Source organism: Streptomyces sp. CB00316 (assembly GCF_001905595.1).
Classification (GTDB): Bacteria; Actinomycetota; Actinomycetes; order Streptomycetales; family Streptomycetaceae; genus Streptomyces.
Genome location: NZ_LIXI01000003.1, coordinates 310,971 through 333,221, shown reverse-complemented (window position 1 = coordinate 333,221; position 22,251 = coordinate 310,971). Strand labels below are relative to the sequence as shown.

Genomic DNA, 22,251 nt, shown 5'->3' with positions numbered 1-22,251 from the left:
TTGCGTCACCTCGTCTGTCTCTCGTCCGTGCGGGGGCACCGACGGTCCTACAGATGATAACGATTATCAATTGCCTTTCATGCCAACGACGCGAGGACGGCCAGCAGCCGGTCGATCTCCTCCACCGTGTTGTACACGTGCAGGCTCACGCGCACCGAAGCGTCCCGGCCGTCGGAGCCGGCCTGGCACAGGTTGTCGGCCCGCACCATGAAGCCGTGGCTGTAGAGAATGAACCCGAGATCGTCGGAGGGGATGTCGCGGTGCCGGAAGGTGACGATGCCGCGTCGGCGCTGCTCGGCGGGCAGGGCGGAGTCGGCGGACAGGCTCGCCTGACAGCCGACGACCTCGTACGGCCCCAGGTGCCCGAGCCGGTCCGTCAACCGGGTGGAGAGCATCGTCGTCCAGTGTGCGACGCGCTCCGGTCCGATCGTGTCGAGCCAGTCGAGAGCGGCCCGCAGCGAGACGATGCCCGCGGTGTTCGGCGTGCCCTGCCAGCCCTCCGGCCGGAACGCCGGCCCTCGCGTATTGCGCGCCCAGACCACCCCCGAGCCTGGCAGAGCCATCGCCTTGTGCCCCGAGAAGACGACGAAGTCCACGTCGAGGGACGGGGCGTCGAGATGGACGGGCAGGTGGCCGACGCTCTGCGCCGCGTCCAGGCAGATGGCCACGTCCGGGCCGACCGCTTCACGGATACGGTGCACGTTCATGTCGCCGCCGTAGACATGGTGGACGTGGGTGGCGGCCACGAAGCGGGTCCGCGGGCCCACGGCCCGGTGCAGGGCCAGATGGTCGTAGTCTCCGGAGCCCGCTTGGTACGGCAGCGCCCGCACGCGGACCTGGACGCCGCGCTCGGCCAGCAGTCGCCGGGCCTCTAGCCAGGGGTCCAGGTTGGCCCGGTGGTCGGCGTACGGCACGAGGATCTCGTCCCCGTCGGTGAGGTACGGCACGAGCCAGTCGCGGGCGACGGTCCGCAGGCCCTCGGTGGTGCCACTGGTGAAGTGGACGCCGGTGCGGCCCGGTTCGGGGTCATGGAGGAACTCCTTGACCCGTTCGCGGGTCGACTCCACCAGTTCCGTCGTCCGGTTGGCCCAGGGGTAGGTGCCGCGGCCGGCGTTGGCGTTCGACGTCGTGAGGTAGGTCTGAACGGCCTCCAGCACGGCAAGTGGCTTCTGGGACGTGGCAGCGCTGTCGAGGTATGCCAGCTCCGGGTGGGCGGTGACGATGGGGAACTGTTGCCTCGCTTCCCGCTGCCAGAGCGGGCTCTCGGGCTCTGGGGAAGGAAGGGGGCCGGCCGGGCTCATTCGCGCACCAGCGGTGCGCCCGCGTCCCGCCAGGCGACGATTCCGCCGGTCAGACTCCGGACGTCCGGGTGGCCCATCCGCGTCAGCGCGGCAGCGTAACGCAGTGATTTCTCGCCGACGGGGCAGGCGAGCAGTACGGGAGTGCGCTTGCTGAAGGGGAGCCCGCCACGGAGCAGGTCCTCGAACACCTCGTCGACGATGTTGAGCGAGCCCTCGATGTGCAGGGCGGCGTAGGCGTGCGGGCTGCGCAGGTCGACGACGAGTGGACGAGGATCGCCCTCGGCAGACCAGCGCCGGGCCTCGTCCACCCCGATGACGCGAGCCTCCGCACGGGCCTCGGCGTCGGTGACGGCCGCCGCGGACCGCCCGCGGGCCGTTCGGCCCAGGAGTTCCGGGCGCCGCTGACGCACATAGCTGAGATAGCTCTCGGCCCGGTCGCACACGATGAACACCGCCGTACGACGCTGCCCCGTCCCGTCCAGCTCGTCGTCGGCGTAGCGCAGTTGCCGAACCGCCCCTTGGTAGGCGGCGCCGCCGGTCGGTCCGCTCAGCAGTCCGCAGCGGCGGATCAGGGTGATCATTCCGTCGATGGCCTCGTCCGAGGTGACAGACTCGATGGTGTCGTAGGTGGCCGGGTCGAACAGGCCGACCTGGTGGACCTCGTCGATGGTGCGGATGCCCGGTATGAAGTCCGATTTGTGGGCGACCAGGCCGAGGACCCGCACGCGCGGGTCGTGCTCGCGCAGAACCCTGGCGACACCGGTCGACGAACCGGCCGTACCCACGCAGGCGATGAACCAGTCCGGCACCCGGCCGTCGAGATCCTTCACGATCTCGGGGCCGGTGCCCTCCGCGTGGGCCTCGACGTTGCGGGGGTTGAAGTACTGGTCGGTGTGCAGATATGTGCTCCCCGGGTCCGAGAGCGCCTGGTGGAAGTGCGTCAGCGGGTCGTCCGTGTCGGTCGGATCGAGGCACTCGCTGCGCCCGGGAAGTTCCTCGATCTCGGCACCGATGAGCAGCAGGAGTTCCTTGATCTCGGGTACGCGCATGCGGTTGGTGACGCTCTTGAACCTCACGCCGTGCATACCGGCCAACAGGGCCAGCGCCTTGGCGGTGTTGCCGCTGGAAAGCTCCACCACCGTCCCGTCACCGGCGGTGGCAGCCTCCAGGTGAGGCCGGGCCATGTGCCACGCGGGCCGGTCCTTGACGGAACCGAACGGGTTGAGCATCTCCAGTTTGGCGTAGAGATCGATGTTGCGCAGTCCGTGCACGGCGGGATCTATGCGCACCAGAGGCGTGTTGCCTATGGCCTCGGTGATGCTGTCATACCTCATCCGGCTGCTCCCCCACGGGTGTGATCGGCCAGTAGTCCTCGTCCGGGCACCAGTTCCAGGATTCGCCCCGCCGCTCCACCGCGACCGTCCGCGCGACCGGCTGCCGCTGCGCGCGGTGGGCGTGGAAGTCCATGGCGTACCCGGCGGTGTTGACGAAGGCCAGCAGGTCCCCGGCCCGCGGCAGTCGGGGAAGATGGACCGAACGGCGAGTGATGAGGTCACCTTCCAGGCAGAGGTTGCCCGTCAGGTAGACACCGGCCGGCTCCCCGTCACCGGCCGCGGCTTCACCCCGTGGCAGCAGGACGGGGTCCACCAGGACGCCGTGCTCCTCCAGGCTCATGTCGCCCGCGTTCATGGCGAGGTGCACCAGGTGGTGTCCGGAGTCCGTGTCCACGGGGCGTACGTCCAGCACGCGTGCGAGCGACAGTCCGCACTGGTCGACGAGAGAGCGCCCCGGTTCGATGTACAGGTCGTGGAGGTGCTCCAGCAGGAGGGTGGCGGGTGGGCGGCCCAGCACCGGCGCGGGCAGGGAGAGCAGCTCGTCGAGGTAGCCGGGGCCTGCGGTGGGGCGGTGCGCGGGGTACAGGGCGGCGGCACCGCGCACCGTGCCGCCCTCGTTGCGCAGCCCGTATCCGTGACCGCGCCAGGTCAACGGCGGGCGGACACCGAGCACCGCCTCGGTCAGCGCGGTGGTCCACCGCTCCCATTCCTCCGCCTCGGCGACGTAGCCGACGCCGAATCCGCCTCCGATGTCGAGAGCGCGCGGTGCGAGTCCCCGTGCCCGGCATTCGTCCATGAACAGCACGCACTGCTCCAGCGCCCGCGCCTTCTCCTCGACGCCGGTGGTATCCAGGTGGTAAGCGGCGCCGACGAACTCCACTGTGTCCGTGTTGCGTTCGAGCGCCGACAGCAGTGCCTCCGCGTCCCGTACCGGAGTGCCGAAACGACTGCGCCGGGAGAGCAGTCGGGTGCCTACTCCCTCGCGGCCGGAGGCGTACTCGAACCCCGACAGGCGCACCAGCACGGCGACCCGGGCGAGCCCGTGCGCGCGCACCAGGCCGGAGAGCCGTTCCAGTTCGCCGGGCGAGTCCAGGTTGACGGTCGCTCCGACGCGGGCCGCCAGCCAGAGGAACGCGGCGTCCTTGGGACCGGTGGCCATGATGCGGTCGCCCGTGAAGCCGCAACCCAGTGCGTGCCTCAGCTCCGCCACGGAGGCGACGTCGACACCGACGGTAGCCGGGTCCTCCGCCGCCAGCCGCCGCAGCAGGGCGCTGGAACGATTCGCCTTGTGCGCGAAGTACACGCGCCCGGAGAGATGGTGACGGCCGTAGACGGCACGAAAGCGGGCAACGTTGTCGGCCACGGCCTCGGGGAGCAGCACGTTGAGCGGCGAACCCAGCGCGTCGACGAGCGAGTGCAGGAAGTGCCGGTCCGTCAGCAGTCCGGCGAGCGGCGGCTCCACCCTGGGCCTCAGATATAGGGGCGCGTCCACGTAAGACCTCTCCCGGTGTCGGCCGACCACCGAAACGGCGATCGCTCGGGAGTAGTCGTTTCCAGGTACAACCGCTCCTAAGCGTCACCGGCCGGTTCCCGGAGCGAAGTCCCGCGCTCAGGAGAGAGTGCTGAGGCTGCGGTCGAGCCGGCTGCCGGGGCTGTTTGTCAGTTCCGGCAGGGTCGGCGTGTGCCCTCGCCGCCGCGGCGCCGATCCGTGGCGGCGAGGGCACAAGCGCGGTCGGTGGGGTCAGTGTCCGGCGACGACGCCCGACAGCTCGTTGGTGCTCTTCGGCAGGGTGACCGAGGTGATCTTCTTCTCCGTCTCCACGTCGATGGCGTGCAGGGCCTTCTTGCCGGGCTCGGAGACATACGCGACGTGCCCGCGCACGAACAAGGTGGGCCGGGCCTGCTGCCAGTCCAGCGGCTCCTGCCAGTCGCCCACGACGGGGATCTTCTTCTCGATCTTGCCGGTGTCCGGGTCGATGACGTGGATGGCGCCGTCGGTTCCGAGGACCAGGGCCTCTCCGTGCGGGCCGCGTGCCAGCGAGCGGAAGGAGTAGCTGGTGCCCAGGTCCACCAGGCGCAGCTTCTTCTTCTCGGTGTCGATGAGGGAGACGCGGGTGGGGCGTTCCAGCTCGGCGTCGGGGTCGGTCTTGTAGTCGCCCAGCAGAACGGGCGAGGCGTCGCTGCCGGCCTGGTTGCCGATGCGTCCGTAGTCGTCGGGAGAGTCAATCTTGGTGAACGTGCCGTCCTTGTAGATCAGGATGCCGTCCTCACAGCCGACGCCGACGGCTTCGTTCTTCGCGGCGGCCTCGCCGTGGACACCGGGGCAGTCCTCGCTGCGCGCGATCTCCTTGTTGTTCCGGTCCAGCACCAGCGCGCCGGTGCGCTTCTCCTCGGTACCCAGAGTGCTCACGAGTTTGCCGTCGGCCAGCTCGATGGCGACACCGTGGTGCGCCTCGGCGGAGGTGTAGGTGCGTCCTGCCGGCTTCTTGCCGCTGCTCAGTGCGGTGGGGTCGAAGACGTTGACCTCTCCGGTGCCGTCGGTGAAGAGCACGGTCTTCGCGGCGTGGCGGACCACGTGGCCCGGCTTGGCGCCCTTGTACTCGATATCGGTCATGGACTGGTCCGTGGCGTCCAGGACGCGGAATCCGCTGTCTGTGGAGACCATGACGTGGTCCTTGTCACCTGCGGGATTGACCCGGTTGAAGCCAGGCAGGTCAATGGTCTTGGCGAGCTTCAGGCTCTCGCCGTCGAGGATGTACAGGCCGCCGTCGAAGGTGGCGACCAGCGGCTCCTTGACCGCCACCGCGGGCGTGGCGTCGGCGGTTTTGTCGGACTTGGTGTCGATGGAGGAGGAGGTCTCTCCGCCGCAGGCGGTCAGGACCGTGGCGGTGGCCAGGGCCAGTGCGGTGCCTGTGAGGGCTCTGCCGCGTATCGACTTGTTCATGGGTTTGTTCCTTTCTGCACCGCGCGGTGGCGGCATGGGGGTACGACGAGCCGGCACCCGTTGGACGGGTGTGCCGGGAGGATCGGAAGGTCAGGCGCTGGTGAGGCCGGTGACCATGGCGGTGGTGTTGGCGCGCATCATCCGCAGGTAGGTGTCGGCGCCCGCGCCCTTGGCGGTGAGGGACTCCGAGTGGAGTTCGACGACACGGACCCCGCCGCCCATCTCCGTTCGCAGCACCTCAGCGAGCCGTTTGGGCTGCGAGGAGTCGGCGAAGACGGTGCGTACCCCTGCCCCCTCCATCGCCTCGGTGAGGGAGCGCAGGTCCGAGGAACTGGGTGAGGCCAGGGTGGTGCCGCTGGGGATGACCGCGCCGATCACCTCGAAGCCGAAGCGGTCGGCGAGGTAGCCGAAGACGTGGTGGTTGGTGACCAGGGCCCGCTGGTCCGCGGGGACTCGGCCGATGGACTTCTCCATCCAGGAGGTGAGGTCGGTGAGTTGCTTCGCGTAGCGGTCGGCGTTGGCCCTTATCGTGCCGGGGTCCACGCTGTCGACGTGCTCGATGACCTGGTCGGCTATCAGGCCGGTGACCTTGTGCATCCGGTCGGGGTCTGTCCAGAAATGCGGGTCGGGCTGTCCTTCCTCGCCCTCGGGGCCGCCGTCGTCGGCGGTGTGGAAGGTGAGCGGGTCGGCCGCCTCACCGGCCGCGAAGGTGGCGACACCGGACTCGCGGGCGGCGTCCACGTGCCGCAGGACGTTCTCCTCCAGGCCCAGGCCGTTGTAGACGACCAGATCGGCCTGTTCCAGCTCGGCGGCCTGTACCGCCGACAGCCCGAAGGAGTGCGGGTCGGCGTTGGGCTTCATCAGGACGGTGACGTCGGCCTCGTCGCCGACGATCTCGCGGGTGACGTCGCCGAGGATGTTGGTCGTGACGACGATGCTGGGCCGGTCGTCGCCGGTGGTGCAGGCGGTGGCGGTCACGGCTGTCAGGAGGGCGAGCAGGCCCGCCACCAGGTGACGCGGGCGAGCGGTGCCCACCCGCCCGCGGTGGTTCACCTCGGTTCGGCTCATCGTCCGGTCTCCACCATGAGGACCGGCTTGACGTCCAGGTCGAAGGCGCGCGCGATGCGCAGGCCGTCGTTGTAGTCGATCTCGAACACCTTCTTGCCCTCGGGGTCGTTGACGTAGGCGCGGCTGCGGTCGACCTCGATGACGGGGGTGCTGCCGTCGGAGTCGCCCCGTTTCCCCGCTGTCAGCAGCGGCTTGGTCCGTGCGGTCTGCTTTCCGGTCGCGATGTCATAGCCGTGTACCGAGCCGTCGGTCTCCAGAACGAGCAGCGGGGAGCCCTCGCCGGCCGTGTTGACCGCGACGACGGGTCCGGTCTCCACCCGCTTCCAGGTCCGCTCGGCGACGTCGAGGACCCAGACGGCGTCGTCTCCGGCCGGGGCGGTGAGGGTGTCGCTGCCGGGACGATGACGGAAGGAAGTGGCGCGCTCCCGCTCCGGGACGTGCTTCCCGTACGGGATCTCCTCGGCAGTGAAGGCACCGTCCTGCGCACGCACGAGCAGAGCGCCGTCGGCGCAGCCGAGAATCACGCCGCGCCGGGTGACCGCGTCTCCCCGGGGGGCTTCGCACGTCACGTCCGGGGAAGCCACACGTTCACCCTTGCGGCCGAGGACGACGAGTTCCGTGGTGCCGCCCTTGTTCGCGAAGGCGAGCAGGTGTTCCCCGTACGGCACGACGGCGCCGGTGTAAGTGCCGCGCAGCGTCCGAGAAATCGCGATCTGCCCCTTCTCCAACTTGCTGCGGTCGTAGAGGACGGTGCGGCCGTTCTCATCGGTCACCGCGGCCACGGCGACATCACCGCGTATCTGCGCTTGGCTGCCCGCTGGAAGCTCACCCACGTCCCGCGTCGGCGCACTGTAGTAGTGGACGTGGTCCCCGTGATCCACCATCCACGCGCCGCTGTCGAGCACATGGGTGCCGTCGGCCGCTTGGAGGTAGCCGAACCTGCCGTCCATACCCAGCCGCACGGTGCCCTTCACCTGAGCCGTCCTGTGCACCTTGCCGGTGACGAGGTCGAGAACTCTGGTGTTCCCGCTGTCGGGGTCGTTCAGGAGGAGCCGGGACTGCTGCTCGGCGGCCTCCTTCGCTCCCTCGACGTACCCGTGCGGAGTGGCGGACGGGGGATTCGCCCCGGATCGCCCGGCGTTGGGCTCCTCACCCGCGCAGCTCGTGGTGAGCAGCGCGGTGAGTACCAGTGCGGCCGATGCCCACGGAGTGACGTTTCTGCGGACGCTCATGTTGATCGCCTGGCTTCTTTCAGTTGGCTTCGAGCAGGGGTGCCGCCGGGGAGTGAACCTGGCGCTTACGGCGTTCACGCAGGCCGGACAGCACGTGGGAGAGGAAGAACAGACCCACCGCGAGGGCCGCGACAGTCGCGCCGGCTGCGGTGCTCAGATGCCAGGACAGCAGCAGGCCGCCGAACGTGGCCAGGGTGCCGAGCAGGGCGGCGAGCACCATGACCCCGCGCACGGAGCGAGCCCAGGGCAGAGCGGCCGCCGGCGGCGCGATGAGCAGTCCGAGGACGAGCAGTGTTCCCACGATGTGGAACGAGGCGACGATCGCCAGGCCGAGCAGGCCGAGGAGCACAGCGTGGGCCAGGCGCGGCCGCAGCCCCAGGGTGTGGGCCTTGCGCGAGTCGAACGCAAGGGCCAGGAAGGCACGGTGACCGAGGAACGACACTGCCAGCGCCGCGAGCAACGCCGCCGCGAGCACGAGGAGATCCTGTTGCCTGACCGCGAGGACGTCCCCGAAGAGGAATCCGGTCAGGTCGACCGCGAAGGACTGCGAGCGCGACACGATGATCACGCCGAGCGAGAGCATGCCGACGAACAGCAGCCCGATGCCGGTGTCCTGCGACAGCCTCGGCGTACGGCCCAGCGCGGTGACGCCTGCCGTCATGACGGCGGCGCTGACCACCGCGCCCACCATCAGATTGCCCCCGAGGAGCGCGGCGACCGCGACCCCCGGCAGCAGCCCGTGGGACATGGCGTCACCGAGGAAGGCCATCCCCCTCAGCACCACCCAGGTGCCCGCCAGCGCACAGATAGCGGATACCAGCATCCCGCCCCACAGGGCCCGCTGCACGAAGGTCACCTCGAACGGGACCGTCAACCATTCCATGCCTCGGACACTACAATGAAAATCATGTTCAACACACTGCACCCCTCACCCGCGCCACCCGTCAAACGGAACACCTCCCTCCGCTTCTCGGAGCTGTGTGCCGGCTATCCAGGGCGACCAGTACTTCATCAAGTCAGCGGAGAAATAGCAGAGTTGACAACGACGGCACTCGTCGGCCCGAACGGCAGCGGCAAGTCGACCCTGCTCGGCGTACTCGCCGGTGTGATCAAGCCGACATCCGGCGATCTCCTGCGCTCCGGTGACCGGCCGCCAGCCTTCGTACCGCAGCGCGGAGCGGTCGGCGACACTCTTCCGCTCACCGTTCGGCAGACCGTGGAGATGGGACGCTGGGGCGAGCGTGGTCCGTGGCGGCGGCTGACCGCACGGGACCACGCGGCCGTGGACGCGATGCTCGACCGGCTCGGCATCGGCGACCTCGCCTCACGCCAACTGGGCGAGCTCTCGGGCGGGCAGCGGCAACGCGCGCTCATCGCCCAGGGTCTGGCTCAGGAGTCGGACCTACTGCTCCTCGACGAGCCGACCACCGGACTGGACCCGGAGGCGAGGGGCCGGATCGGGGCACTGCTGACGGCGCTCGTCGCCGACGGGGTGACGATCGTCCAGGCCACCCACGACCTCGAGGTGGCCCGCGCGGCGGACGCCTGCCTCCTGCTCCGGGACGGCCGCCTCGCCGGACAGGGGCGCCCGGACCAGGTCCTCACCACGTCGTCACTGACGCGGATCTGGCAGACGCTCTGAGGAGCCCGGCACACGCAACCGCGACGGCCGTGCCGGCATGGCCGAGCGGTGCGTAGAGCCCTCCCCGCACCCTCGCGCTCGCCTTCCCTCAGCAGCTCAACCCCGAGATGGCGAGCGCCGATGGGCACCCCCGCTACATCGACTACCTCTACCTCGCGTTCACCGACGCCACCGCCTTCAGCCCCACCGACGTGATGCCCCTGGCCTCCTGGACCAAGGCAGCCATGGGCGTCCAGTCCCTCGTCTCCCCTTCTCATCCTCGGTCTGGGGTGTTCGACAAGCAGCTGCCGAACAGCGAAACGAAGCTGCGGGCTGTCTTCGACAAGCTCACGGCCACGTTCGGCACCTGGTGGGTGTGGACCAGCCCGCCTTCATCGGCGCCCTCCCGCTGACCGTGGCCCGGGACGCCGGCTGCCAGGTCGCCTACGTGCCCGGGACTGGCGATGCGCCGGATCGCCGACCCCTACCCCGGCGAGGCCAAGACCGACGCGAAGGACGCCGTGGTCGTTGCGGACGCCGCCCGCCGTCGGCGACGGCAGCAGCCTTCCCACCGCCGCCCACCTGGACTCCTACGCCCGCCCCGCCCCGGCAACCCGGCAGTCCGGCACGTCGATCCACGGCGAGCACGCACCCACAGGCGGCAACCGTCAACGGAAACGAGCGATGTTCCGCTCCGCGTTCGCAGCCCTCCACGACCCCGTCTCCCGCACCTGCTACGACCGCTGCCGAGCCCGCGGCTCCGTGCCGTCGAGGCCCTGAGCACCGCGGTTCCGCTGTTCCTGCTGCTGTTCTCGGCCACCTACTTCCTGTACGCGCGCGAAGAGGGAGACCCCCGTCGCCGCGGTCGCGAGCCTGCCGCTCGGCGCCGTCCTCGGCCCCGAGGCGCCCCTGATCGCACTGGGCGGCGGCCTGGCCCTGCTCTTCCGGCACTTCGTCCGCGCCCCGGCCACCCCGCAGAGCACCGCGCTGCTGGGCGCGGCCGGTGCGGCGGCAGTCATCGCCGCCATCTTCGGCAACCCACTCATTGCCGCCGTCCTCCTGATCGAAATGGCGGGCGTGGGCGGACCGCGGCTGTTCGTCGTCATGCTCCCCGCCCTGCTGTCCAGCGGCGTCGGAGCCGTGGTGTTCACCGGCTTCGGGCGCTGGACCGGCCTGGAAACCGGCAGCCTCTCCGTCAGCTTCCCCACCGCTCCCCCACGCCTGGACGCCGGGGGCTCGGCAACTCCGAGACGATTCCGGTGGTGGTCCTGGCGGCGGTGACCTCCTTCGCCACCGCCGAACTGCTCCCCGCCGGACCGCGCCTGAAAACCCGCCGCCCGCCCGGGAAGGCGCAGGCGGCGCAGAAGGGCCCGGAATAGGGGTGCGTGAGGGTGGAGGGGTCCGCGGCAAGGCCCGTCGAGGTCCCCACCTCGGCAGGTACGAACTCGGGAGTCAGTGGGTGACGGAACGGGTCCGGGAGCCGGCGGGCGGTGCGGGACCGTCGTCCAGGAATTCGCGGATCGCCAGGCCCACCAAGACGATCACCAGCGTCCACACCACGACCGCCGTCGTCGGGTAGCTCCAGGTGAACAGGACCACGGCGGCGATCAACAGGATGACCGCCCCGATCCAGCGCTTGAAACGATGCACGAATTGACCCACCGCTCCGAGGCGGAGTCCTGCCGATGTCGCCACGTCGCGCAAGGCGCCGATGCCCCTCCGGCAGGCGGTGCGCGTGAGGACGGCGATGCGGGACGAGCCGCAGAGGAAGGCACCGGCGGCAGTGAAGAGGGCGGTCGCCGCGAGCGCCCGCACACCGGCTCGCAGGAACTTCACCAGGGCGTCGTACACGGTTCCCGCCGCGGCCTGGGACGCCCCGGGAGGCAGGTGGTCCAGATAGACGTCGCGGGCGACGGTGAGACCGATTCCGAGAACGACCATGGCGGCGAAGACGGCCAGCCCGGCCCCGACGACCGCGTACCGCCGGTGGAACGCCGAGTACACTCCGGCCGCCGCAATCAGCAGCGTGATGACGGGCAGCCAGCCGCCGAGGATCTGCAGCACTCTCATGGACGTCCTGACCTTGCCGACGTCCTCCGACGCGAACACCACGAAGTCCGTGTGTACGGTCGGGATCTTCGCGGCGGGCGAGAAACCGGCCTCGACCAGCCGGTCTTTCACCTGGGCGACAACCGGGCCGAGGTCGATGACCACCTCATCGTCCTTCAGCTCGACCGCGGTGTCGGATCGCCCCGTCAGGGCCTTGTCCATCGCCCAATGGGCCCTGCGGTTGGCGTCCACCCAGACCGCTTCGAAGGCACCGCTGGTGACCGCCTGCTCCACCGCGTTCCTGACCAACCGTTCGAGACCGTCCGAGATCGGACCGTCCAGATCGCCGAGCAGTGCGGCCAACCGCGGTGGGACGCCCTGCTCCGCGGCGGCGTCCGTCAGTTGCTTGACGAGCGCGTCCACGTCGACATGCGCCAGTACGACGTCGGTGACGCGGTCGGTGACCGCCCCCTGCACATCGGGATCGCTCGCCAGCGGTCCGACGGTGGCGACGTAGCGGTCCGTGTCCTGCACGACGCTGTTCGCCCACACGGCGACGACGGACAGCATCGCCAGCAGTGCGGCGAAAAGGACGAGCAGGACCGAAGCGAACGAGCGGAGCAGACGACCTCTCGGGGGCCCCGACGGTCCCGCGCCCTCCAGGACGTTCACCCGCCGGCGCAGTTCGTCCAGCTCGCTGCGCCTCTCGGCCGGGAGCCGTCCGCCGTCGCCCATGGCCACCAGCAAACCGAGGCGGTGCACGGCCCGCGACCCGGGCGAACCAGGCGGGTGAACAGCGTGCCGGGCGGTCGTGAGGACCGTTCCCGTAACGGTGGTCGGATCCGCGGCAATCGGCCGAGCCCGGTGTCCGTCACCCCGGCGTTGCACCCGGCGCGTGGAAGAGGTCGGCGAGCATGCGCACGCACCGCCGCTCGGTCTCGGCGGAGATGGGGTACGGAGCGGTACCCGTGCCTTGCGGAGACTGCCCGGGCGCTCCGCGCGCGACGTTTCTCAGCGAATGGGACAATCACCGCATGACCGAAACCGGGCAGCAGAACGAACAGCGGCTCGAACACGCCATCCTGGAATTGCTGAACGGACGCGCGCCCACCGCGACGATTTGCCCGTCCGACGCCGCGCGAGCGGTCTACGACGGGGACGACGACGGCTGGCGCGCACTCATGGAGCCGGCCCGCCGGGCAGCGGGGCGGCTCGTGGCGGCCGGCGAGGTGGAGATCACCCAGGGTGGCCGGCCCATCGATCCGGACGAGGCGCACGGGCCGGTCCGCATTCGGCGCCTGCGCTGAGACCGACCGGCCCGGGTAGCCCTCAGGCCGCCGCCCGCGCCAGGTCCCGGTGGATGGGCTCCGCCCCGCCGGTCAGCGGCAGGCCCGTCCCGCCGCGCCGGGCCGCGACGATCTCCGCGGCGATGGACAGGGCCGTCTCCTCGGGCGTACGGGCCCCGAGGTCCAGGCCGACGGGTGACCGCAGGCGCGCCAGCTCGCCCTCGTCCAGCCCCGCCTCGCGCAGCCGCCGCAGCCGGTCCTCGTGGGTCCGGCGCGACCCCATCGCGCCGATGAACGCGACGGGCCTCCGCAGCGCCTCCGTGAGCAGCGGTACGTCGAACCGGGCTTCGTGGGTGAGGACGCACAGCACCGTGCGCCTGTCGGTCCGGGTCTCGCGCAGATAGCGGTGCGGCCAGTCGACGACGACCTCGTCCGCCTCGGGGAAGCGGGCCCGGGTGGCGAAGACCGGCCGGGCGTCGCACACCGTGACGTGGTGGCCCAGGAACTTGCCGACCCGCACCAGGGCCGCGGCGAAGTCGACTGCCCCGAACACGATCATGCGGGGCGGCTCCACGCTGCACTCGACGAGCAGGATGAGCCCGCCGGGGCAGTGCGAGCCGTCCTCGGAGAGGGTGACGGTGCCGGTCCGGCCGGCGTGCAGGAGCGCCCGGGCCTCGGCCGCTGCCGTACGGTCCAGGTCGTCGGGGCCGCCGAGCCCGCCCTCGTGGCTGCCGTCGGGGCGGACCAGCAGGGCCCGCCCGAGCAGCTGCGCCGGGCCGTGTACCACCCGGGCGAGGGCCGCCGCCTCTCCGTAGGTGGCGGCGGACAGTGCGGCCGCCAGTACCGCCCGTTCCCGAGCGTCCGCACGGACCGGTGTGACCAGGATGTCGACGACCCCGCCACAGGTCAGGCCTACCGCGAAGGCGTCCTCGTCGCTGTAGCCGAAGCGCTCGCGGACGGACCTGCCGTCCTGAAGGGCCTGTCGGCACAGTTCGTAGACCGCGCCCTCCACACATCCGCCGGAGACCGAGCCGATGGCCGTGCCCTCGCTGTCGACCGCCAGCGCGGCACCGGGACCGCGCGGGGCGCTGCCGTCGACGGAGACGACGGTGGCGACCGCGAACTCCCGGCCCTCGGCCGCCCAGCGGTGCAGCGCGTCGGCGATGTCAAGCATCCGCCGCTCCCCCGCCCGCGGACAACGGCGCCGATGCCGATGTGGTGAGGATGCGGCCCGGGCGGATCGGCAGGTGCCGGTGACGTACGCCGGTGGCGTGCCAGACCGCGTTGGCGACGGCCGCCGCCGCGCCCACGATGCCGATCTCCCCGACGCCCTTGATGCCGACCGGGTCGTCAGGGTCGTGGTCCTCCACCCAGTCCGCCTCGATGTCCGGGATGTCGGCGTGCGTGGCCACGTGGTAGCCGGCGAGGTCGGGAGCGTAGTGGCGGCCGGTGTTCCGGTCGCGGACCGCTTCCTCGTGAAGGGCCATGGAGATGCCCCAAGTCATCCCGCCGACCAGCTGGTTGCGGGCGGTCAGCGGGTTGACGATCCGGCCCGCGGCGAAGATGCCCAGCATGCGGCGGACCCGGACCTCGCCGGTGGCGGTGTCCACGGCGACCTCCGCGAACTGGGCGCCGAAGGCGTGCCGTTCCTTCTGTGTGAGGGCGCCGAGGGCCTCGGTGGTGTCGGAGCGTACGGTGATCCCCTCCGGCGGGAGGTCCGGGGCCGCCGCGAGCCGCTCCCTCAGTTCGGCGGCGGCCGCCGTGATCGCCCAGGCCCAGGAGCGGGTCCCCATGGATCCGCCGGCGATCATCGCGGGGCCGAAGTCGCTGTCGCCGATGCGGACCCGGACGCGTTCGGGCGTGGTCTCCAGGGCGTCGGCGGCGATCAGGGTGAGCGCGGTACGGGCGCCGGTGCCGATGTCGGCGGCGGCGATCCGTACGGTGTAGGAGCCGTCCACCTCCGCCGTGAGCAGGGCCGTGGAGGGCATGGCTCCGGCGCCGAAGGAGGCTGCCGCCATACCGGTGCCCAGCAGCCAGCGGCCGTCGCGGCGGACGCCGGGACGCGGGTCGCGGTCCGACCAGCCGAAGCGGCGGGCACCCTCGCGGAGGCAGTCGGCCAGGTTGTGGGTGCTGAAGGGGAGGCCGGAGACAGGGCCGGCCTCGGGCTCGTTGCGCAGGCGGAGATCGACCGGGTCGATACCGGCGCGTACGGCGAGTTCGTCGATGGCCGACTCGATCGCGAACGACCCCGGCGCCTCGCCGGGCGCCCGCATCCAGGTCGGGGACGGCACGTCGAGCCGTACGACGTGGTTGGCCGTACGGTGGGCGTCGGCGTCGTACATCACCCGGGCGACGCCCGCGCTCGGCTCCACGAACTCGTACACGGTCGAGGTCTGGTTGAGCGAGCGGTGCTCCAGGGCGCGGAGCCTGCCGTCGGGGTCCGCGCCGAGTCTGACCCGCTGGGTGGTGGGGCTGCGGTAACCGGCCAGCGAAAAGGTCTGGCGCCTCGTCATGACCACGCGTACAGGCCGCTGCAAGGCAGTGGCGGCCATGACGGCGGACACCTGGTGGGCGCGGAGGCCCTTGCTGCCGAAGCCGCCGCCGATGTGTTCGGATCGCACCCGCACCGCGGACGCGTCGAGAGAGAACATCGCGGCCAGCTCGGACTGGACCCAACCGGCGCCCTGGTTGGAGTCGACGACCTCCAGCCGGCCGCCGTCCCACATCGCGGTCGCCGCGTGCGGCTCCATCATGCTGTGCTGTTCCTCGGGAGTTGTGTACTCCTCGTCCAGCACGACGGCGGAGCACGCGAGTTCGGCCTCCAGGTCGCCCTTCTCCGTCTCCGCGGGCATGTGACCTGCGGCAGCGTAGGCGGCGGGGTCGTCGGCGATCAGCACGGTGGCGTGCGGCGCCTCGTCGTACGCCACCTCCAGCGCCTCGGCGGCCTCCCTGGCCTGTTCGGGAGTCTCGGCGACGACCAGCGCGACCGGCCAGCCGGCGAAGGGCACCTCGCCGTCCTGGAAGACGGCGGCGGTCGGGTCCGGCGGGGTGCCGAGCATGCCGACGTAATCGGTGTTCAGGCGTGGGGCGTTGGCGTGGTGGAGCACGGCGAGGACGCCCGGCATGGAGAGGACCGGGGCGGTGTCGATCGTACGGATGCGTCCGCGCGTGGTCGTGGAGAGCACCAGCCAGCCGTGGGCCAGGTCGGCGAAGGGAATCTCGCCCGCGTAGCGCGCGGCGCCGGTGACCTTGTCGCGGCCCTCGACGCGGGTGCGGGCGGTGCCGACGGCGCGCAGCGCCCTGGGGCCCGGCGTTGGCGTGGTCATCGGGCGTCCCCTTCGGCCAGTTCGGTCAGGAGCGAGACCACCAGGTTGCGCATGAGGGTCACCTTGTACTCGTTGTCGGGCAGCGGCCTGGCGGCGGCGAGTTCGGCGTCCGCGGCGGCGGCGAAGGTCTCGCCGGTGGCCGGTGCGCCGGTCAGGACGGCTTCGGCCGCGCGGGCGCGCCAAGGCCGGGAGGCGACGGCCCCGAGCGCGAGCCGGACTTCGCGTACACGTCCGTCCTCGACGTCGAGCGCGGCGGCGACGGAGCCGATGGCGAAGGCGTACGAGGCCCTTTCACGCACCTTGCGATAGCGGGAGCGGGCGGCGACGGGCGCCCCGGGGAGGGTGATGTGCGTGATCAACGCGCCGGGCGGCAGGGCGGTTTCCCGGTGCGGGGTGTCACCGACGGGGAGGTAGAGGCCGGTGAGCGGCATCTCGCCCGGCCCGTCGAGGGTCTCGTACGCGACCTGGGCGTCGAACGCCGTCAGGGCCACGCCCATGTCGGAGGGGTGCACGGCCACGCAGTGGCCGGAGGCGCCGAGGACCGCGTGGTCGTGGTGCTCACCGGTGACGGCCGGGCAACCGCTGCCCGGGACGCGCTTGTTGCAGGGCCCGCTCACGTCGGAGAAGTAGCCGCAGCGCGTGCGCTGGAGCAGGTTGCCGCCGACGGTGGCCATGTTGCGCAGCTGCCCGGAGGCGCCGGCCAGGATCGCCTGCGTCAACGCCGGGTACCGGCGGCGGACTTCGGGGTGGGCGGCGAGGTCGCTGTTGGTGACGGTCGCTCCGATACGCAGACCACCGTCCGCGGTGGACTCGACTTGTTCCAGGGGGAGTTCTGTCACGTCGATGAGCAGGCCGGGCCGTTCGACGCCGGTCTTCATCAGGTCGACGAGGTTGGTGCCGCCGGCGAGGAACCGTGCGTCCGGGTCGGCCGCGAGCAGAGCGACCGCGCCGGTGACGTCGTGGGCGCGCCGGTAGTCGAACTCCTTCACGCGGGGGCCTCCTCGGCTGCTGTCGTACGGGACTCCACGTGAGCCTGGGCACCACGGGAGACGGCCTGGACGATCGAGACGTACGCGCCGCAGCGGCACAGGTTGCCGCTCATCCGTTCGCGGATCTCGTCGGGCGTCAGCGGTGGTGGTGCCGCCTCGGGGCGTACGTCGTCGGTGGCGGCGCTCGGCCAGCCGGCCGCGTGCTCCTCGATGACCGCGATGGCCGAGCAGATCTGGCCGGGCGTGCAGTAGCCGCACTGGTAGCCGTCGAGGTCGAGGAATGCCTGCTGGACGGGGTGCAGCTCGTCGCCGTCGGCGACGCCTTCGATGGTGGTGATCTCACGCCCCTCGGCCGCGACGGCGAGGGTGAGGCAGGCGACTTGGCGGCGTCGGTCGAGCAGGACGGTGCAGGCCCCGCACTGCCCCTGTCGCAGCCCTTCTTGGTGCCGGTGAGGTCTAGGCGCTCGCGCAGGGCGTCGAGCAGTGTGGTGCGGTGGTCGACGGACAGGTGGCGCTTCTCGCCGTTGATGTTCAGGATGATGGCGCTCGAGGTCGACGGGGGTGCTGGGGCCATGATCAGCCTTCTTCGGTGTCCGGTGACAGGAGATCGGCGTGCGGCAGCGGTCCGGGAGCCGCCACCGGGTGCCTACAGGTGGCGGGCCGCGCTAAGGTGGCCCTAACCGGACCACTGTCCGCTTCATCATTCAACGTAACGGACAGCTGTCCGCTTAACAAGGACGGGATTCGGCCACGAACCCGTGGAGGAGGACGCGTGTCCCAGCCGAGGAAGGACGCGCCCGCGCGTTCGGACGCGGTGCGCAACCGCGAGCGCATCCTGCGCGTCGCCATGGCCGAACTGACGGTGCGCCCGGACGTCCCGCTGAGCACGATCGCCAAGAAGGCCGGCGTCGGGCAGGGCACCTTCTACCGCAACTTCCCGCACCGTGAAGCGCTCGTCCTGGAGATCTACCGCTACGAGATGCAGCAAGTGGCTGACGCAGCAGCTGAGTTGCTGAGCAACCGTGAACCCGAAGCCGCCCTGCGCGAGTGGATGGACCGGCTCGCCGGGTTCGCCATGACCAAGGCCGGCCTGGCGGACGCCATCCGGCTGGTCACCAGCGCCCCGGGCGGCCCGGCCAAGCCCGGCCCCGCCCCGGTGCTGGAGGCAGCCGGAACGCTGCTCCGCGCCAACGAGGAGGCCGGCACCATCCGCGCGGGGGTGACGGCGGACGACTTCTTCCTGGCCATCGCCGGCCTCTGGCAGCTCGACCCGCAGGAGGACTGGCAGCCACGGGCCGCCCGGCTGCTGGGCTTCGTGATGGACGGGCTGCGCGCGGGGGCGCCCGGCCGCTGAGCGGTACGGTTTCGGGGACTCACCCGTGGCGGGACGGTACCGGCGGCTCCGGGTCGTCGTCGGTGAGCTCGGGTTCCAGGCCCTCGGCCACGCCGGTCCGGCGGCCGGAATCCGCTCGCCAGGCCTCGAAGGCCCAGCCGGTCAGGACCACCACGGCGGCGCCCAGCAGCCAGCCGCCGATGACGTCGCTGAACCAGTGCACTCCGAGCGCGATCCGGGTGAAGCCCACGCCCAGGACCGACACCCCCGCCACACCCCAGCAGAGCGCACGCCAGGCGCGCGGGACCATCGGCAGCAGCACCAGGAGCAGGACGGCGAACGAGGTGGTCGCCGTCATCGCGTGCCCGGAGGGGAAGGAGTAGCCGGGTGCCCGCGCGACCGGATCCTCCAGCGACGGCCTCGCCCGCTCCACGACCACCTTGACGAGCACGCCTGTCAGCGCTCCGCCGGTCGCCGTCACCGCCGCCCAGGCCGCGAGGCGCCAGGCCCGCCGGTGCAGGAGCCAGAGCGTGAGCAGCGCGACGGCGATACGCAGGGTCGCCGGGTCCCACACCCAGTCGGACAGGATCCGCAGCGTGCCGGTCCACGCCGGGTGTTCGAGGGCGACCTCGTGCAGGCGGCGGGCCGCCCCCGCGTCGACGCGCCGCAGTGGGGGCCAGCTCGCCTCGACGAGGACGAGCAGCAGAGCGAAGGGGACCGCGGCGGCGGCCGTGGCGGCCGCGGCTCCCAACAGGCGGATGCCGAACCGGCGGTCGGCGCGGCGGGTGCGCTGCTCCTGGGTGTGCGGGGTGGTGGCGCGTGTCGGCATGTCAGGTTCCCGGGTCGGCGGTGATCGGGCCGGGTTTCCCCGCGCGTACGGCTTCCAGCTGGGCGGCGAAGGACAGTCCGAGGAAGAGGGACAGGGAGGTCAGGTAGGACCACAGGAGCAGGGCCATGAAGAGGCTCAGCGGTCCGTAGACCGTGTCGAAGGAGCCGCTGAGCTGGAGGTAGAGGCTGAGCAGCCAGGTCAGCAGGGTCCAGAGCACCAGGTACACGGCGGCGCCGAACGCGAGCCAGGTGTACCCGGGCTGTCGGCGGCGCGGCGAGCGCCGGAAGATCGCGCTGGCGGAGATCAGGGCGAGCAGCAGGCCGAGCGGGATGCGGAGCAGGTCCCAGGCCGTGCGTGCGCCGTCGCCGAGTCCGTAGACGGTGGTGGCGGCCGTCACGAGGTCGCCGCCGGCCACGATCATGATCGAGGCGATGCCGAGCGGTATCCCGGCGCTCAACGACATGACCAAGCCCCGCAGGTACTTGCGGTGGAAGACCCGGTCCCGCTCCACACCGTAGATCCGGTTGGCGCCGCGCTCGATCTGGCACATCGCCGTCGTGACGTTGACCAGGGAGAAGAGGAGTCCGAACCACAGGGCGATCTCGGCACCTTCACCGTCGCCTCGCCGGTTGCGGTCCAGCGCCTCGTCCACCACAGGAGCGCTCGGCCCTTCGCTCAGGCTGCGGATCGTCAGCTCGGCGAGTCTTCCGACGTTCTCGGTGTGCAGAGCGGTGGAGAGGCCGACGAAGGCGATCACCAGCGGGATGATCGCCAGGATCGTCTGGAGGGCCAGCGCGCGGGAGTGGCTGAAGCCGTCGGCGTAACGGAAGCGTACGAAGGCGTCGCGCAGCAGGGGCCAGCGGCCGTACCGGCGGAGCGCCACGAGGGCTTCGTCGGCGGAGAGTTCGTCGCCCGTCATGTCATGGGTGACCGGCACCCGGGTCGCGGTTCCCATCACTTCTCCCGTGCGGGCAGCAGAACAGTGGATCCCATCACTTCTCCCCTGCCGGCAGCAGAACGGTGGATCCCATCACTTCTCCCCTGCCGGCAGCAGGACGGTGAGGGCGCCGGGCCTGACCTCCACGGTGATCCTCCGGCCGGGGGCCACCAGGTCACCGTCCACTTCGCGGGGCTGGGGCCGGGTGAAGGCCAGTTCGGCGCGGCGGAAGGTGAGGAACTCGACCGGGCCCCGGCGGGCTCCGGGAGCGGGTCCGCTGCCGGAGGGCCGCGATCCGCGCAGCAGCACCCCCGCCGCACGCAGCCAGCCGCCCGCACCTCGGGGGTCGAAGACCGCCAGGTCCAGCAGCCCGTCGTCGGGCCGGGCGCCGGGGACGAGGGCCGTACCGCCCTGGACGGTGCCGATGTTGGCGATGAGGACCATGCGGGCGGTGCGGTGCAGCGCCGGTGCGCCGTCGAGTGTGACCGCCAGCCGCATCCGGGGACCCCGCAGTTCGCCGAGTCCGGCCAGGACGTAGGCGGGCCAGCCGAGCGCCGCCTTGGCGCGGTCGGAGGTGGACCGCATCACCGCCGCGTCGAGTCCGGCTCCCGCCATGGCCGTGAAGTGCGTGCGGGCGATCCCGTCGCCGCTGATGGTGCCGAGGTCCAGCGCCCGGGGTTCACCGGTGAGCCCGGCGGCCAGGGCGTCGGCGGGGTCGAGGGGCAGCCCGAGGTTCCGGGCCAGCAGGTTGCCCGTACCGCAGGGCACGACGGCCAACCTGACGCCGGTTCCGGCCAGGGCGTCGGCGACCGCTCGGACGGTGCCGTCGCCGCCGCACGCCACCACGAGGCCCGCTCCGCCACGGACCGCGTCGGCTGCCTGGCCGCCCCCGGTGTCGCGCTCGGTGGTCTCCACGAACGTCACGCCCGCATGCCCCCGTTGCGCGAGGACGAGCCGCAGCCGGTCGCAGGTGGCGGTGTCGGTGACGGTCGGATTGACGATCACCACGGCGGGCTCGCGCGACGGACCGGGCCGGCTCTCGGCGGCCGCCACGGCGATGTCCACCGCGTCGGCCGGGGGCCGTGCGGCCCAGGCGTCGTCGGCGAGCACGGCACGGCCGACGACGATGAGCGAGAGCGTGCCGTTGAGCAGCCCCGCCGCCACATCGCTGGGATGGTGCATGCCGCGGTAGAGCCGGGCCAACCCCACCAGGAGCGGGATCAGCAGCAGGAGGACGCCCACCGGCCTGCCCCAGCGGCCACGGACGCGGGACAGCACCAGGACGGCCAGCCCGGCGTAGAGCGCGGTGGCCGCCCCGGTGTGCCCGGAGGTGTAACTCGACGTCGGAGGCGAGGCGTCCAGACGCTCCACGTCCGGGCGCGTCCGGTCCACGGCCTCCGTGATGAGCAGGAAGACCAGGGACTGGAGCCAGACGGCCAGGGCCAGGAAGAGCGCCGCGCGCCACCGGGGAAGCGGGGGCACCACGAGGAGAGCCAGGCAGCACAGGACGGTGAGGCCGACGACGGTGGCGGTGTCCCCCGCCCCTGAGGCGATCGCCGATGCGGTGGTCAGGGCGTCCGTACGTACCCGTGCGAAGGCGTCGTTCAACGCGTCCTCGGCGGAGAGCGGCCACAGGTTCCGCGCCGGCCCGGTGATCAGCAGGCCGAGTCCCGCGATCATCGCCGCCTGGCAGACCGCGAACGCCGCGAGCCGCGCCGCCGCGCGGCCGGCGCCGCTGCTCAGGGCCGGCGAGTGGCCCAGGCGTGGCGGAGCCAGGGCTCCGGACGGGTCGGCGGCTCTCGCGGGCGTGGTGGTCGGCATCGGGTCCCCCCGGTCCTCCGCCGGACGGCGGGCCGGGGAAGCGTGTTCTTCCCCGGCGTTACGCCGTGTTCCCTGACAGGGGCCGGACAGGCCTGCCGGATGGCGGCAGGGACCGGCCGGTGGCGCCTCGCGCGTCACAGTCGCGCTACGCCCCCTTCTCGTCTGGGCCACCGTCAGGTGC

General features: G+C 71.5%; 17 protein-coding genes and 3 pseudogenes. 5 read left to right on the top strand and 15 right to left on the bottom strand.

The genetic code is table 11. From position 1 onward, the window contains the following. Nucleotides 1-77 precede the first annotated feature (77 nt). From AMK21_RS09640 to aztB, 7 genes are all read right to left on the bottom strand, one after another. Nucleotides 78-1,301 carry an aminotransferase class V-fold PLP-dependent enzyme gene (locus AMK21_RS09640; RefSeq protein WP_073876219.1) on the bottom strand — a complete coding sequence of 408 codons (1,224 nt, stop codon included), beginning with the start codon at nucleotides 1,299-1,301 and terminating at the stop codon, nucleotides 78-80. Continuing rightward, nucleotides 1,298-2,635, bottom strand: coding sequence for a pyridoxal-phosphate dependent enzyme (locus AMK21_RS09635; protein ID WP_073876217.1), 1,338 nt, complete (start codon nucleotides 2,633-2,635; stop codon nucleotides 1,298-1,300). Before AMK21_RS09635 ends, AMK21_RS09640 begins: the two co-directional genes overlap by 4 nt. After that, nucleotides 2,625-4,127: a Y4yA family PLP-dependent enzyme gene (locus tag AMK21_RS09630; protein ID WP_073876215.1), complete on the bottom strand. Its 1,503-nt coding sequence runs from the start codon at nucleotides 4,125-4,127 to the stop codon at nucleotides 2,625-2,627. Before AMK21_RS09630 ends, AMK21_RS09635 begins: the two co-directional genes overlap by 11 nt. Nucleotides 4,128-4,376: 249 nt before the next feature. Then, the gene (gene aztD / locus AMK21_RS09625) at nucleotides 4,377-5,579 is read right to left on the bottom strand and encodes a zinc metallochaperone AztD (RefSeq protein WP_073876213.1); all 1,203 of its coding nucleotides are present in this window, start codon (nucleotides 5,577-5,579) and stop codon (nucleotides 4,377-4,379) included. A 90-nt stretch (nucleotides 5,580-5,669) separates the two neighbouring features. Further along, entirely contained in the window at nucleotides 5,670-6,647 is a 978-nt protein-coding gene (gene aztC / locus AMK21_RS09620; protein WP_073876211.1) for a zinc ABC transporter substrate-binding protein AztC, read from the bottom strand. Continuing rightward, nucleotides 6,644-7,879, bottom strand: coding sequence for a hypothetical protein (locus AMK21_RS09615; RefSeq protein ID WP_073876209.1), 1,236 nt, complete (start codon nucleotides 7,877-7,879; stop codon nucleotides 6,644-6,646). Before AMK21_RS09615 ends, aztC begins: the two co-directional genes overlap by 4 nt. 19 nt (nucleotides 7,880-7,898) lie before the next feature. Beyond that, a complete protein-coding gene (gene aztB / locus AMK21_RS09610) occupies nucleotides 7,899-8,762 on the bottom strand; it encodes a zinc ABC transporter permease AztB (RefSeq protein ID WP_073876207.1) in 864 nt (287 codons plus the stop codon). A gap of 15 nt (nucleotides 8,763-8,777) precedes the next feature. On the opposite strand from aztB, the gene aztA reads away from it, so the two are divergent. The 3 genes and pseudogenes from aztA to AMK21_RS09585 all read left to right on the top strand — a co-directional run. After that, on the top strand, nucleotides 8,778-9,521 hold the full coding sequence (gene aztA / locus AMK21_RS09605; RefSeq protein ID WP_073876205.1) for a zinc ABC transporter ATP-binding protein AztA: 744 nt from the start codon (nucleotides 8,778-8,780) through the stop codon (nucleotides 9,519-9,521). 269 nt (nucleotides 9,522-9,790) lie between these two features. Continuing rightward, nucleotides 9,791-10,259, top strand: a pseudogene (locus tag AMK21_RS33640) (IS110 family transposase); the annotation flags it as partial. Between the two features lie 96 nt (nucleotides 10,260-10,355). After that, nucleotides 10,356-10,733 (top strand): annotated as a pseudogene (locus AMK21_RS09585) (chloride channel protein); the annotation flags it as partial. 219 nt (nucleotides 10,734-10,952) lie between these two features. Here AMK21_RS09585 and AMK21_RS09580 read toward each other — a convergent pair. After that, complete coding sequence (locus AMK21_RS09580) at nucleotides 10,953-12,284, bottom strand: hypothetical protein (RefSeq protein WP_107429902.1); 1,332 nt, start codon at nucleotides 12,282-12,284, stop codon at nucleotides 10,953-10,955. A gap of 299 nt (nucleotides 12,285-12,583) precedes the next feature. Here AMK21_RS09580 and AMK21_RS09575 point away from each other — a divergent pair, with 299 nt between their 5' ends. Continuing rightward, nucleotides 12,584-12,856, top strand: coding sequence for a DUF3253 domain-containing protein (locus AMK21_RS09575; protein WP_073876201.1), 273 nt, complete (start codon nucleotides 12,584-12,586; stop codon nucleotides 12,854-12,856). Nucleotides 12,857-12,878: 22 nt separating this feature from the next. On the opposite strand, the gene AMK21_RS09570 is transcribed toward AMK21_RS09575, so the two are convergent. The 4 genes and pseudogenes from AMK21_RS09570 to AMK21_RS09555 form a co-directional block, all read right to left on the bottom strand. Further along, on the bottom strand, nucleotides 12,879-14,009 hold the full coding sequence (locus AMK21_RS09570) for an XdhC family protein (RefSeq protein ID WP_073876199.1): 1,131 nt from the start codon (nucleotides 14,007-14,009) through the stop codon (nucleotides 12,879-12,881). After that, nucleotides 14,002-16,161, bottom strand: coding sequence for a xanthine dehydrogenase family protein molybdopterin-binding subunit (locus AMK21_RS09565; protein ID WP_073876197.1), 2,160 nt, complete (start codon nucleotides 16,159-16,161; stop codon nucleotides 14,002-14,004). The genes AMK21_RS09570 and AMK21_RS09565 overlap by 8 nt, the downstream gene beginning before the upstream one ends. Continuing rightward, nucleotides 16,158-17,150, bottom strand: coding sequence for an FAD binding domain-containing protein (locus AMK21_RS09560; RefSeq protein WP_073876195.1), 993 nt, complete (start codon nucleotides 17,148-17,150; stop codon nucleotides 16,158-16,160). Before AMK21_RS09560 ends, AMK21_RS09565 begins: the two co-directional genes overlap by 4 nt. Next, a pseudogene (locus AMK21_RS09555) lies at nucleotides 17,147-17,724 on the bottom strand (2Fe-2S iron-sulfur cluster-binding protein). Before AMK21_RS09555 ends, AMK21_RS09560 begins: the two are co-directional and overlap by 4 nt. Nucleotides 17,725-17,922: 198 nt before the next feature. Here AMK21_RS09555 and AMK21_RS09550 point away from each other — a divergent pair. Continuing rightward, complete coding sequence (locus AMK21_RS09550; protein WP_073876193.1) at nucleotides 17,923-18,504, top strand: TetR/AcrR family transcriptional regulator; 582 nt, start codon at nucleotides 17,923-17,925, stop codon at nucleotides 18,502-18,504. A 19-nt stretch (nucleotides 18,505-18,523) separates the two neighbouring features. Here the strand turns inward: AMK21_RS09550 and AMK21_RS09545 are convergent, their stop codons facing one another. The 3 genes from AMK21_RS09545 to AMK21_RS09535 form a co-directional block, all read right to left on the bottom strand. Then, nucleotides 18,524-19,312, bottom strand: a complete 789-nt coding sequence (locus AMK21_RS09545) for a phosphatase PAP2 family protein (protein ID WP_073876191.1) — start codon at nucleotides 19,310-19,312, stop codon at nucleotides 18,524-18,526. A gap of 1 nt (nucleotide 19,313) precedes the next feature. After that, nucleotides 19,314-20,267, bottom strand: coding sequence for a YihY/virulence factor BrkB family protein (locus AMK21_RS09540; RefSeq protein WP_073876189.1), 954 nt, complete (start codon nucleotides 20,265-20,267; stop codon nucleotides 19,314-19,316). Nucleotides 20,268-20,342: 75 nt separating this feature from the next. Continuing rightward, the gene (locus AMK21_RS09535; protein WP_073876187.1) at nucleotides 20,343-22,070 is read right to left on the bottom strand and encodes a diacylglycerol kinase family protein; all 1,728 of its coding nucleotides are present in this window, start codon (nucleotides 22,068-22,070) and stop codon (nucleotides 20,343-20,345) included. Between the last annotated feature and the right edge of the window lie 181 nt (nucleotides 22,071-22,251).